Below are 12157 nucleotides of genomic sequence, written 5' to 3' on the forward strand. Positions count from 1 at the left end.
GTTGTGGATTGAAGTGGAGTGAATCACGGTCGGTGTGTCGGTCGTCACGCCCGAATGGGCGTGACGACGCTTCCCTGCCGCAGAAGCGGATCATCCTGGCCCTCAGATCAATCCGTGTCGGCGGGCGTTGGTAACCAGCTGCGCCCGGTTGCGTGCCTGCAGCTTCTGCATGACATTGCGGAGGTAGGACTTCACCGTGTTGTTTGAAAGCCCTAATTGCGAGCCGATTTCGGTATTGGTATGGCCGGCAGCCACCAAGCGGGTGACTTGTCTTTCGCGGGGTGTGACCGAGCCGACGACTGCCGCCAGTACACCGGTCGTGCAATATCCTCGGCCGGAAGGATCGGAGTCGGTGTCGGGAGCCTGGAGATCCGACGGTTGCTTCATCAAGAGGCCAGCCGCCCCCGCAGCGAGCGCAGCCGGGATCGCACTGTGCTCCGGGGTATCGGTCAGCACAATGATCCGGGTGTCGGGTGAGGTTATCCGGATCAGCGCAACCAGATCCGAAGGCAGGGCATCCGGCAGCAGCGGATCGAGCAGCAGGACGTCAGGCTTTTCCTTCTCGCACAGCTCAATTGCATCGTGTGCGGTTCCGCCGGCAGCGATGACGGCGATGCCCGATTCGGTGCGCAGTCGTGAAATGACCCGGTCCCGGACCAGCGGTTGATGATCGATGACCACCAACCGCATCGTGGCACGGTCCAGAGTCGCGGTCAGCATGGATCTACCGCCGGCTGGTGCGCAGTCCGGGGGCCATCAATGATGTCAATGGCGAATGGCATTCGACTCTCCCTGCTGCCGTTGGATGCCCTGATGCTGTGGCGGACTAGCGTTTGACGGTGGTGCGGGCGAAGACGGAGGTGAGCTCTTCGGCGGCGTCACCGAGTGCCTCTTGTGCCCGGGAGAGCATCGGCATGGTGAAGAAGCCATGGAATACCCCTGGGTAGCGGGTGGACTTGACGTCAACCCCGGCCTCTTCCAGAGCCCGCCCGTACGCTTCCCCGTCATCGCGGATGGGGTCGTATTCGGCGGTGATCACGAACGCCGGCGGGAGCTGTGCCAGCGACTCGGCTCTCGACGGGACTGCACGGAAATCGCTTCGATCGACTTCGGTCGGCACGTAGTGATTCCAGAACCACCGGACGTCCTCGGCACACAGCATCGGCGCGTTGGCGTGCTCCACCATGGAAGGACGCTCCACGCCATACTCAGTTGAGGGATAAACCAGCAATTGGAGGGCAAACTCCGGGCCACCATGATCGCGGGCATAAAGGCATGCGGCCGCGGCCAGGTTGCCACCCGCACTGTCACCACCTATGGCGATGCGTCCACCGTCAGCCCCGATCTCGGCGCCATTGCCGGCGAGCCAGGTAGCTACGCCGTAGACATCTTCGAACGCTGCCGGAAATGGGTGCTCCGGAGCCAATCGATAGTCGACCGAAACCACCACACACTGGGCTTTTGCCGCCAACACGCGACAGGCCTCGTCTGCGGTCCCCAGGTCACCGGTGCTCCATCCGCCGCCATGCATGTACATCAGGACGGGCAGAACATGGCGGGGATCGGGGTGGTAGATGCGGACGGACACTGGCCCCGAGTCCGTTGCGATCGTGCGGTCGACAACCTCTGCGATCTCGGTGGTCGGCGGTATCGCCGAAGCCATCGCAGCGATCTCCCGCGCGCCCTCGATACCAACCGTATTGAAAGCCGGGATCGACGCTGCTAGATCAGCGATCGCCTGTGCGTCAGCGTCGAGCGTCACTTCTTGCCCTCAAGCTTTGCGATGTCGATGTTGTAGACCTTGGCCGCGTTCCCGCCGATGATCTTCGCCCGGGTGTCGGGGGCGACACTCTGCTTCTCGAACACCTCCGAGATGCCGAGCAGCGGCTGCGGATACAGGCAGGTCGGGTGCGGGAAGTCGGTCTCGAACATCACGTTGTCAACCCCGAGCCGGTCGGCGTAATGCATAAAGTCCTGGCCGGATTCGAACCAGAAGCAGGCATACATCTGCCGGCTGAAGTACTCGGATGCCTTGAGCTCCAGATGGTGGACGTTGTTCTCGTCTGCCTGGTAATCCAACGCTTCGAGGATGAACGGAATCCATCCGATACCGCTTTCCACCGACACCAGCTTGAGCTTCGGGTGGCGATCGAGCAGGCCCGAGTAGATGAAGTTGGCAATCACCCGCGAGTTGCCGATATAGAGCATCGCCGAGCCGAGCGCCAGCTTGGTGTCATTGTCCAGTGAGGGCCACGGCGCGGTGCCCATGTAGCTGGACTGCGACACGCTTGCACCGATGTGGAAGTTGACCGGTAGATCGAAATGCTCGCACGCTTCCCACATCTCGGTGTAGACCGGGTCCGACAGGTCTGGCAGGCCCTGGTTCTGCGGATCGGCATTGGTATTGAGACCGTGCAGACCAAGTCCGGCGACCCGCTCGATCTCGGCGACCGCAGCCTTGGTGTCCCACCAGGGGATGAGTCCCATACCCATGATCCGGCCACCGGATTCGACTTGCATCTCGTGCATCGCGTCGTTCCAGATCTTGAAGATCGCCAACCGCACTTCCGGATCGGTGACCGCGGCGAGCGCCTGTCCACCAAAGCCGACGGCGTTGGGATACATGATCTGCCCAAGAATCCCGCAATCGTCCATCAAGGCGAGCCGCGGCTCGACCAGGCTGACCGCCGGCGATACGTCGGTCAGCGGCCAGTGGATGAACTCCGAACCCTTGACCTTCTGATTCGACTTGTTGATGACGCTGGCACCACCTGCGAAGGTCATCAGGGTGTTGTCGCCGACCACCCACACCGGCGTGGATTCGGTGGAACCGTCTGGCTTCCAGCCAAGTTCCTTCTGGATCCGCTCGTTCGACACGTACTCCACCCGTGGCATGAGATGCTTGTACTTCTCCGGGGCCCGCGAGGTCCAAAGGTCACCCGGCTCGGTGAGGTGGGTGTCGACATCGATGACGGGAAGGCCCGCGATCGGCTCTAGCAGGGGATGGTCACGAGCCAGCGGAACCAGCGGGTCGTAATCCTGGTCGATAGTCGTCATTTTCGTGAACTCCTTTGTCTCACTGGGTATTACGATGTTTCGATTGAGGTCGTCTGAATTGCGGGGCGGTCCAACCCTCTGCCTGATCGACGAAGTAGGCCTCTAGAGGCTCTCCGATGGCCAAAGTCGCCGGATCGATCCCGCCCATGTTCGAAACAATTCGGACACCCTCGTCGAGGTCGACGAGCACCACGATCGCCGGGCCGTCGAATCCAGGTGCCGGCGGATTACGAACGACCGTGTAGCTGTGTAGCTTTCCGTGTCCACTCAATTCGATCGGCCGCCACGCCAACGAGTGACAGTGCGGGCATGCTGAGCTGGGCGGATGGCGCAATGCACCGCATTCACCGCACTTCTGAACTGCCAACCGCCCTCGTTGTGCGGCGTCCCAGAAGAAGCTCGTCTCCTGGTTGATCGCAGGTTGAAGCCTGCCTTTGGCCGACACGTCTGCCACGACTGGCGAGGGAGAGGTCTGCGTCATGCTGCTCTCCCGAGCAGTACCCCACTGGTCGGCACGTGCGATCCACCTGTCACAACCGCGTGAGCCGCGCCGGGAACCTGATTGATGGCGGTTCCGCGTAGTTGGCGAACCGCTTCCAACAATCCGTTGAACCCGTGGAGATAGGCCTCAGACAATTGTCCACCGTTTGTGTTGGTAGGCAGGGCGCCATCAAGCCTTGTGCCCCCGTCTCGGATGAATCCTGGAGCCTCACCGGCACCGCAGAAACCCAGCGCCTCGAGTTGCATCAGTACGGCCGGACCGAAGTGGTCGTACAGTATTGCCAAATCAATATCGTTGCGCCCCAATCCACTCTGGGCCCACAACTGGGCGCCGACGATCTTCGTCTCTTCCATGCAAGTGATGTCGTCTCGGTACAGCGGGGCCATCCCGGTCTGGCGGGAGCCGGATCCCATCGCCGATCCCAGCAGAGTCACGGGGAGCTGAGGCAGATCTGCTGCGCGGTCAACAGAAGTGATCACCAGCGCAACCGCGCCATCGCTTTCCTGGCAGCAATCGAGTAGCCGCAGCGGGTCTGCCACCAACCGCGAGTTCTGGTGGTCGTCTAATGTGATCGGGCGCTGGTAGAAGAAGGCATCCGGATTGTTGACGGCGAATTCACGTTGAATGACTGCCTGACGTCCGAAATCCTCTGATGTCGCGCCGTATTCGAACATGTAGCGTTGGGCGCTGTGCGCCATCCACGACAGTGGTGTGACCATTCCGAAGGGGCCGGCGAAGGATCGCTCGATGGCGCCGCTCTTGGCGAAGGTACCGCTGACGTATTCCGACGGTTGGCCGAATCGCTGGCCGGACCGCTCGTTCATCGCCCGATAACAGATAACGGTGCTCGCCTTCCCGGTGGCGATGGCCATGGACGCCAGCGCCAGCGTTCCAGGGGCTCCCCCACCGCCCGAAGAGGTTCGGGCGAAGAAAGACAATGCATCGACACCGAGGTTGCGCGCGAGTATCGCTTCGTCGTTGTTGTCGATGGAGAACGTGACGAGGCCATCAACATCGCCTGCCGAGAGCCCCGCGTCCGTCAGTGCCGATAGACAGGCTTCAACCGCGAGCCGCATTTCGCTGCGACCCGAGTTCTTCGAGAATTCGGTTGAGCCGATACCCACAATCGCGGCAGCGGGAAGGGGCATTGCGAATCTCCTTTCCTCACCGAAATTGGCGTCAACGGGCGCGCTTCAGCGGCGCGGGAGCTCCCCGCGCGACCGCTGAGATGGACGTCCGGTCGGTCATCTTGATGTGACGCCGGTAACTATTGGGCTACCGCCAGTAGAGCACGAATGAAAATTTTCGTCAATCGCGGAAGGAAATTATTGTCGTTGCAGTGAAGGATCGGCTGGGTGTCCTGTCCCGGAAGAACGACTGCGATTGCTAGTCTGGCCAGGATGGCACCGCTGTGTGCGAGCATTCGGAGTCACGGGTTGTCACCGATCGGAAGGCGATGCGCAAGAGACCACTGACCGAGCAGGACGCCAATCAGCTCCTCGACCTCGGTCAGATCATTCGGGCAAGCCGGCGCGGCGTTTTGAGCCTTGAGGATTTGGCGAAACGAGCCGGGATCAGTGCAGGTCAGCTGAGCCGAGTCGAAAACGGCTCCAGCAATCCGACCATCGAGATTCTGCTTCGCATCGCTGATGCGCTAGGCCTGCGTCTCACCGACCTCGTTGAACCCCCTCCCGCAGCCCGCACATATGTGGTGAAGGCTGGGCAACGACGCACCTTCCGCTCGCCGGCGAACCCACACGCTCTGCAATTGCTGACCCCGACGATCCGAAACGACCTGAGTGTCACTTACTGCACAGAGATGCCGGGCGAAGTCCGTGCAGCACAGCAGCCAGTCTCGGGCGATGTGCTTTATTTCGTGATCACCGGGGAAATCGAGATCGAGAAGGACGGCTGTCGCTACCCGCTACATGCGGGCGACGCATTGCTTGTTTCCTTTCCGCACCAGATCGTCGTTGCCGGTGACACACCCGCGGAACATCTGGCCGTCTTCCGGCCCGAAAGAGACTGAACATGACCGACAGCTCCAACATAGATCGGCCGGTCACCGATCCGCCTGAGATCGAGGCAGCCCGCTCAATCCAGGTCGCTCTGATCGGTCAGCGTATTCGCGAACTACGCCGAGATCGGATGACGCTGACGCAGCTTGCCGAGGCCAGTTCGGTGAGCATTGGGTTGCTCAGTCGTCTCGAAAATGGGGTGGGCAATCCGTCCTTCACGGCTCTGAGCGCGATCGCCCGTGCGCTCGACGTAGACGTCCAGGCATTCTTTGAAATTCCCCCAAAAGACAGTGTCGTTCCTACGAACGGCCATCGCATCACACTGCGCAGAGACGCAACGGACGCGACTGTCGAGTTGCTTGTGCCGAATCTGAGTAGCCGCATCGTGGGCGCATTGATCACACTTCCGGCGAATCAAGCTGCGCCACAGTTGGCTGCGACGCAGCCCGGCCAGCAGTTCGAGTTCCTCGTCCAAGGGTTCGTCGAGTACCGCATAGAGAATGAGGTCCACCAACTCGAGCGGGGCGATTTCATCCTCTTCGACGCCGGCCGACCCCACGCTCGGCGCAACCTCAGCGCTGACGAACAGGCGACCATTCTCAGCTGTTCCACGCAGGCACGCCTAGAGAGCTTCTTCCCATTTAGCTAGCGCCAAGCAAGCCGATACACCCGTTCGGGCGTGTTGCCACTGAAGCGTCTTGTGCTTCACTTCGATGCTGGCTCGATAGTCGAGTGACGCGGCATTGCGCTGACGGTGGTCGCCGAGGCCGGCACTCGACGTCCGGGCCACCAACAGCGGAGCCGCTTTCGTGCCGGCGCTTCCTCGTGAGTGCGTTGCCGCGAGCGGACTCTTGAGCTTCGCTTGGTGCGCAATCAGGTGAAAATGTTTAGGAGACAAAGGAAGCCGTGGACATGGACGAACGAGGCATCTCGGCGATACGTACTGCCAATTGCACAGAATCTCGCCGACGCTCCACCTCCAGCGTCTCGACCAAGTCCTGATCCAAGGAGAAGACATGACGTCGACCATCGCATTCGATCCCTTCACCGAAGAGTTTTACACCGACCCGCACTCGTTCTATCCGGCATTGCGGCAGGAAGCTCCGGTCTTTTACAACGCCGAGCACGATTTCTATGCGCTGAGCCGACACGCCGATGTCGCCCCGGCGTACAAGAGTTACGAAACTTACTCCTCCGCATACGGAGTTGAACTCGCCACCGTGCGTACCGGGGAGAAATACCCGTTGAAGTTGATCATCTCGATCGACCCCCCCGAACACCGGTTGATGCGCAGCTTGGTCAACCGTGTCTTCACCCCACGCGCGATCACCGGCCTGGAGCCACTGGTGACCGAGCAAGTCCGTCACTTCCTCGACGCGGTCGACCCAACTAATTTCGATGTGGTGCAAGACTTCTCAGCACTGTTTCCCGTCGAGGTAATCACCGCGATGCTCGGCGTGCCGGTCGAATACCGGCAGCAGGTACGCGAGTGGATCGATATCTCGCTGCATCGTGAGCCGGGCCAAATCGATATGTCCGAGGCAGGCATCCGGGCGCAGGCCGACATGATGACCATGTACTACGAGCTCATCCAAGAGCGCCGGGCCAGGCCCCAAGACGACATGATCAGTGATCTTCTGGCGGTGGAAGTCACGCGCGAAGACGGCGAGAAGTCGAAGCTCCGAGGCTCTGAGATCGCCGGATTCGCGTCCTTGCTGGGAGGTGCCGGCGCCGAAACGGTTGCCAAGCTTATCGGCAGCGCAGCAGTAGTGTTCGCTCAGAATCCCGACCAATGGGCGAAGTTGCAATCTGACCACACCAAGGTGGCAGCGAGTATCGAAGAGCTGTTGCGATATGACGCCCCAGTTCAATACAACGTTCGCCGCACACTCAAAGAGGTTGAGCTGCATGGCGTGACGATCCCAGAAGGCGCCGCGGTGTTTCTGCTCGGCGCGTCCGCCAACCGGGATCCCGACGCATGGACCAAACCCGATGTCTTCGATATCGACCGCGATCGTGCCGAAGCCCAGAATCTCGGCTTCGGCTATGGAATCCACAGCTGTCTGGGCGCAGCACTCGCGAGGTTGGAGGGCGCGATCGCGATGCGGGCCATTCTCAACTTCATGCCCAGCTACGACGTCGACTGGGCAGGATGCAAGCGAGTGAGTATGCAGAATGTGTCGGGCTGGTCGCACGTACCCGTGCGAGTACGACGATGACGTCTCGTAGCGAGGCACCATGCAAAAGCACGTGATCAGCCTGCTTGCACGGGATGTCCACAGCTCGCCATCTCGGGTCTGCACGCTTCTCGCTCAACGGCAGATTGCGATCAGCAGCCTGCAGTTCAGTGAGGCCGCGGAGCACGGGGCGTGGTGGATACAGCTGGCAGTCGAAGTGGACGACTCCGCGATGCTAGGCCTGCTGATCAACCGCCTCAACAGGCTCATCGATGTCACCGAAGTCGTCGCACTTCCCTCCGGGACTGCGCACTATCGCCAATCTGTCTTTGTGACATTGACCCCCGTTGCGCCAGCCGAGCGAGACGGAATTCTCGGCATTGCAGCGATGTTCGGCGCCGAGCTACTCAGCAGCCCTCCCGACGAGGTCCAACTCCATCTGTGCGCAGATCCGGTGCGGTGCAGCCGCTTCGTTACTGCGCTGGAACGCCACACACCAACCGAAGTGCGGTATGGCGCCTTGTCGGCCATTCGCGCATCCGCGACCAGGCCCGCCGAGGGCCGCGACTGCGGCGATGGTTCAGCCCGCAGCGGAGCCGCCTGATATGCCGAACACACTACGAGCACACGAAATCGTCACCGGACAACAAACTGCAACTGCCGCCCAACAGGTTTCGCGGAAGGAAGTTGTATGAGCATCTCTCTGCTACTCGAGATGGCACTCTCCAGCGATCGCGATCGCCTCGCGGTGGTCTCAGACGGCATCCGACTGTCAACCCAGGAACTGTCCGACCTGGCCGGCGGCGGAGCGGGCGTGATCGCCGCGTCGGGAGCTGAGCACGTGGTTTACGTGGGCACCGGTGGCGCGCTCTTGCCGCTGCTGCTGTTCTCTGCAGCGCGAGCAGGGCGGGCATTTACTCCGATCAATTACCGACTCTCGGCCGAGAGCATTCAGAACCTCATCGAACGGTTGCCGAAACCCCTCGTAATCGTCGACTCACGCTACCGCGACATGGTCGGCGACAATGGCATCGGAGTACGGGAATCATCTGAGTTCCTTTCCGCCGCAGGGAACTCAAATCCAGTAGATGAGTTCGCTGATCCTGAAGATGTTGGCGTAGTGCTGTTCACATCTGGCACCACATCTGCGCCGAAAGCCGTCGAATTGACCCACAACAATCTGACCTCATACATCACCGGCACAGTCGAGTTCAATGCGGCCGAGCCAGCCGACGCCGCATTGATCTGTGTACCGCCGTACCACATCGCAGGGGTATCGGCCGTCCTGTCTAATCTCTATGCGGGCCGAAAGATGGTGTATCTGCCCAACTTCGATGCGGCCGAATGGGTACGGCTAGTGGAACAAGAGGGTGTCACGTCAGCGACGGTGGTGCCGACCATGCTCGATCGAATAGTGACCGTGCTCGACTCCGGCAACTACACGCTATCCACGCTGCGCAACCTGGCCTACGGCGGGTCCAAAGTCGGCCTGCCGCTGATCCGCAAGGCGTTGGGACTGCTGCCACACGTCGGATTCGTCAACGCATATGGTCTCACCGAGACATCATCGACGATCGCGGTACTCACGCCCGACGATCACCGTGAAGCGCACGGCCATACCGATCACGCGGTCGCCAGGCGACTCGCTTCAGTGGGACAACCTGTACCCGGTATCGAGGTGCAGGTCCGCGCTGAAGACGGCACCGTACTCGGACCAGGTCTACCCGGTGAATTGTTCGTCCGCGGCGACCAGGTTTCAGGCCGATACACCGGTGTCGGTTCGGTGCTCGACGAACATGGTTGGTTCCCGACGAAAGATATTGCCACCCTCGACGAAGAGGGATACCTGTTCATCACGGGCCGATCGGACGACACCATCATCCGGGGCGGCGAGAACATCGCGCCCGCTGAACTCGAGGATGTCCTCATCGAGCATCCGCACGTACACGAGGTCGCGGTCGTCGGTGTCGATGATCCGCAGTGGGGTCAGGCGATCGTTGCCGTTGTCGTGCCGGCGGTTGGCACCGAGCCAGACGGCGAAGAGCTGCGCGACTATGTCCGCACGCAGCTTCGAGGCTCCCGCACCCCGGACCGTATCGTCTTTCGCGACGATTTGCCCAGTAACGCAACCGGCAAGCTGCTGCGACGGGAAATCGTCGCGGGCCTGCAACACTCACCGAACAACTAGGAGACCCATCATGGTCAAGAACGGCGCCCGTCTGCAGAGTCAGGTGGATGACACCCAGGTCATCGTGGTCAAGACCGCCGAATCGCTCAGTGACCTACGCTGCGGCGGCACACTGATGATCCCGCTTGATACCGAGAAATCCAGTGGACCAATCGATCCCGAGTTCTCCCACGGCACTGCGGTGGGCAAGCGCTACGTCGACGCCGACGGCGCCGAAGTGCTTGTCACCAAGGCAGGCCAAGGCTCTTTGTCGATCGGAACCACAGTGCTGTTCCTCAAGGAAGCCAAACCGCTGCCCGCAAGCGATTGACTGGAGAGCTCGGCAGCCGTCGGTTCAAATGCACGACCGTAATGCTCTACAGACAGACAGAGGAGACATCAATGGGTAAGTTGGACAACAAGATCGCGGTGGTATCGGGCGCCGCTCGGGGTCAAGGCAGGTCGCATGCGGTTAACTTGGCGGCCGAAGGTGCCAGCATCATCGCCCTTGACATCTGCGCAGATCTCGAGGGCAACACTTACCCTTTGTCGCGGCCTGAGGATCTGGATGAGACCGCCCGCCTAGTCGAGAAGGAAGGTGTGCGAGTGCACACCGCGATCGTCGATGTGCGTGAGCGGGCGGCCGTGTGGAAGAGCATCGCAGACGGAGCAGATGCACTGGGTGGTTTGGACATCGTCGTGGCGAACGCGGGCATCTGCGCCATGGGCAGAGGCCAGACGATGCAGTCCTGGTCGGACACCATCGACACCAACCTGGTGGGGGTGTTCAACGTGATACAAGCCAGCCTCCCCCATATCAGCGACGGTGGCTCGATCATCGCCACCGGCTCGTTGGCCGCATTGCTCGACGCGACCTCCAGCCCTCGCCCTGGTGGCTCGGCGTACAGTCTGGCCAAGCAGCTCGTCGCGCGGTACGTTCACGATCTCTCGATTCAACTGGCCAAGCGAATGATTCGCGTCAACGCCGTACATCCGACGAACGTCAACACGGACATGCTGCACAACGAGGGCATGTACCACGTATTCCGGCCCGATATCACCGCGCCGAGTCGCGAGGAAGCCGAAGCCGCATTCCCTGCTATGCAAGCGATGCCGGTCCCCTTCATCGAGCCTGAAGACGTCTCCGAGGCCGTACTCTTCCTAGCCACCGACGCCTCCCGCTATATCACCGGAACTCAGCTGCGGATCGATGCAGGAGGATTCGTCAAGGCCACTCCATACAAGCTGTGACAACGGACATACCGTATAGCAATTCACTGACGCACCGATCTTCCGCGCTGGCCAGACCCTCTCCAAAACCGATGCCGCATGTCAACCCAGCCCGTGCAGTCCCAAAACTGCCGGGAATACTGCCGACTGGAAGTCCCACGCCCGGCAACGGTCCCGGCTTTCCTGAAGTGACACGAAGGCACGCCCACTCTGCGGAGCCCCTAGATGCCCGCGGGGTCCGCCGCGTTCTGGCCCGCGCCGGAATCTTTCAAGGCGTCAGCGCTGAGGGAGTTGCAGCACTTTGCCTTGAGCTACAACGTGTTTCGTTTCCTCGCGCCCACACGATCTTCAGAGAGAAGGACCCTGGCGATCAACTGTTCATTGTTGTCTCGGGCAGGGTGAAGATCGGCCGAACAGCTCCCGACGGCAGGGAGACGCTGCTTACGTTGATGGGACCCGGCGACATGTTTGGCGAACTAGCCATCTTCGATCCCGGACCCAGAACGTCGACAGTCACGACGCTAACCGCCCTAGAAGCGGTCACCATCGATCGGGATGCGTTGCGGAACTGGATTTCAGACCGCCCCGAAATCGCCGGACAGCTGTTGCGCGTGCTTGCCCGCCGCCTCCGCCGGACCAACGACGCCCTCACCGACCTTATTTTCACCGACGTGCCCGGTCGTGTTGCCACACAGCTACTGGACTTGGCCAACCGGTTCGGTATCCCCGAAGGGGGAGCAATTCGGCTAGACCATGAACTCACACAAGAGGAAATGGGCCAGCTTGTCGGATCCTCGCGAGAGACGACCAACAAAGCACTTGCCTACTTCACCCAACGTGGATGGATCCGCCAGCAAGGCAAGACCATTTTCATCGAAGATCCGGCGAGATTAGAGACCCGGGCACGGCACAAATCCGCCCATGAAGCTCCGGCGTCACGATGTGCCGAGCACGTTGCCAACTGACTGGCCGCACTCAACTAGCGCTAGCGTGACTTCAATGTGTT

At 60.9% G+C, this 12157-nt stretch carries 13 protein-coding genes; 8 read left to right on the forward strand and 5 right to left on the reverse strand.

Annotated elements, in window-relative coordinates:
• Positions 1 to 102: 102 nt before the first annotated feature.
• The 5 genes from ACNQR1_RS35415 to ACNQR1_RS35435 all read right to left on the reverse strand — a co-directional run bounded on the left by ACNQR1_RS35415 (position 103) and on the right by ACNQR1_RS35435 (position 4707).
• A complete protein-coding gene (locus ACNQR1_RS35415; RefSeq protein WP_418050147.1) occupies positions 103 to 720 on the reverse strand; it encodes a response regulator transcription factor in 618 nt (205 codons plus the stop codon).
• Between the two features lie 106 nt (positions 721 to 826).
• Positions 827 to 1762, reverse strand: a complete 936-nt coding sequence (locus tag ACNQR1_RS35420) for an alpha/beta hydrolase (RefSeq protein WP_418050148.1) — start codon at positions 1760 to 1762, stop codon at positions 827 to 829.
• Positions 1759 to 3057, reverse strand: coding sequence for an amidohydrolase family protein (locus ACNQR1_RS35425; protein WP_418050149.1), 1299 nt, complete (start codon positions 3055 to 3057; stop codon positions 1759 to 1761). Before ACNQR1_RS35425 ends, ACNQR1_RS35420 begins: the two co-directional genes overlap by 4 nt.
• Positions 3058 to 3076: 19 nt before the next feature.
• Positions 3077 to 3538, reverse strand: coding sequence for a Zn-ribbon domain-containing OB-fold protein (locus ACNQR1_RS35430; RefSeq protein WP_418050150.1), 462 nt, complete (start codon positions 3536 to 3538; stop codon positions 3077 to 3079).
• On the reverse strand, positions 3535 to 4707 hold the full coding sequence (locus ACNQR1_RS35435; protein ID WP_418050151.1) for a lipid-transfer protein: 1173 nt from the start codon (positions 4705 to 4707) through the stop codon (positions 3535 to 3537). Before ACNQR1_RS35435 ends, ACNQR1_RS35430 begins: the two co-directional genes overlap by 4 nt.
• 308 nt (positions 4708 to 5015) lie before the next feature.
• Between ACNQR1_RS35435 and ACNQR1_RS35440 the strand changes: the two genes are divergently transcribed.
• The 8 genes from ACNQR1_RS35440 to ACNQR1_RS35475 all read left to right on the forward strand — a co-directional run bounded on the left by ACNQR1_RS35440 (position 5016) and on the right by ACNQR1_RS35475 (position 12116).
• On the forward strand, positions 5016 to 5588 hold the full coding sequence (locus tag ACNQR1_RS35440; RefSeq protein ID WP_418050152.1) for a helix-turn-helix domain-containing protein: 573 nt from the start codon (positions 5016 to 5018) through the stop codon (positions 5586 to 5588).
• 2 nt (positions 5589 to 5590) lie between these two features.
• A complete protein-coding gene (locus ACNQR1_RS35445) occupies positions 5591 to 6226 on the forward strand; it encodes a helix-turn-helix domain-containing protein (RefSeq protein WP_418050153.1) in 636 nt (211 codons plus the stop codon).
• A gap of 367 nt (positions 6227 to 6593) precedes the next feature.
• Positions 6594 to 7796, forward strand: coding sequence for a cytochrome P450 (locus ACNQR1_RS35450; RefSeq protein WP_418050154.1), 1203 nt, complete (start codon positions 6594 to 6596; stop codon positions 7794 to 7796).
• Between the two features lie 19 nt (positions 7797 to 7815).
• Positions 7816 to 8358, forward strand: a complete 543-nt coding sequence (locus ACNQR1_RS35455) for an ACT domain-containing protein (RefSeq protein WP_418050155.1) — start codon at positions 7816 to 7818, stop codon at positions 8356 to 8358.
• 87 nt (positions 8359 to 8445) lie between these two features.
• Positions 8446 to 9942, forward strand: a complete 1497-nt coding sequence (locus ACNQR1_RS35460; RefSeq protein WP_418050156.1) for a class I adenylate-forming enzyme family protein — start codon at positions 8446 to 8448, stop codon at positions 9940 to 9942.
• A gap of 10 nt (positions 9943 to 9952) precedes the next feature.
• Positions 9953 to 10252 (forward strand): hypothetical protein, encoded by a 300-nt coding sequence (locus ACNQR1_RS35465; protein WP_418050157.1) that lies wholly within the window; start codon positions 9953 to 9955, stop codon positions 10250 to 10252.
• A gap of 71 nt (positions 10253 to 10323) precedes the next feature.
• Positions 10324 to 11172, forward strand: coding sequence for a mycofactocin-coupled SDR family oxidoreductase (locus ACNQR1_RS35470; RefSeq protein WP_418050627.1), 849 nt, complete (start codon positions 10324 to 10326; stop codon positions 11170 to 11172).
• 167 nt (positions 11173 to 11339) lie between these two features.
• The gene (locus tag ACNQR1_RS35475; protein WP_418050628.1) at positions 11340 to 12116 is read left to right on the forward strand and encodes a Crp/Fnr family transcriptional regulator; all 777 of its coding nucleotides are present in this window, start codon (positions 11340 to 11342) and stop codon (positions 12114 to 12116) included.
• Positions 12117 to 12157: the final 41 nt, after the last annotated feature.

The sequence above is a fragment of the Mycobacterium sp. 48b genome, assembly GCF_048282725.1.
Lineage (GTDB): Bacteria > Actinomycetota > Actinomycetes > Mycobacteriales > Mycobacteriaceae > Mycobacterium.

Bases quoted from the DNA above. Each gene is read 5' to 3' on its own strand.
- ACNQR1_RS35440 (WP_418050152.1), top strand. From the start codon at position 5,016: ATGCGCAAGAGACCACTGACCGAGCAGGACGCCAATCAGCTCCTCGAC.
- ACNQR1_RS35415 (WP_418050147.1), bottom strand. From the start codon at position 720: ATGCTGACCGCGACTCTGGACCGTGCCACGATGCGGTTGGTGGTCATC.
- ACNQR1_RS35445 (WP_418050153.1), top strand. From the start codon at position 5,591: ATGACCGACAGCTCCAACATAGATCGGCCGGTCACCGATCCGCCTGAG.
- ACNQR1_RS35430 (WP_418050150.1), bottom strand. From the start codon at position 3,538: ATGACGCAGACCTCTCCCTCGCCAGTCGTGGCAGACGTGTCGGCCAAA.
- ACNQR1_RS35455 (WP_418050155.1), top strand. From the start codon at position 7,816: ATGCAAAAGCACGTGATCAGCCTGCTTGCACGGGATGTCCACAGCTCG.
- ACNQR1_RS35470 (WP_418050627.1), top strand. From the start codon at position 10,324: ATGGGTAAGTTGGACAACAAGATCGCGGTGGTATCGGGCGCCGCTCGG.
- ACNQR1_RS35435 (WP_418050151.1), bottom strand. From the start codon at position 4,707: ATGCCCCTTCCCGCTGCCGCGATTGTGGGTATCGGCTCAACCGAATTC.
- ACNQR1_RS35425 (WP_418050149.1), bottom strand. From the start codon at position 3,057: ATGACGACTATCGACCAGGATTACGACCCGCTGGTTCCGCTGGCTCGT.
- ACNQR1_RS35465 (WP_418050157.1), top strand. From the start codon at position 9,953: ATGGTCAAGAACGGCGCCCGTCTGCAGAGTCAGGTGGATGACACCCAG.
- ACNQR1_RS35460 (WP_418050156.1), top strand. From the start codon at position 8,446: ATGAGCATCTCTCTGCTACTCGAGATGGCACTCTCCAGCGATCGCGAT.
- ACNQR1_RS35450 (WP_418050154.1), top strand. From the start codon at position 6,594: ATGACGTCGACCATCGCATTCGATCCCTTCACCGAAGAGTTTTACACC.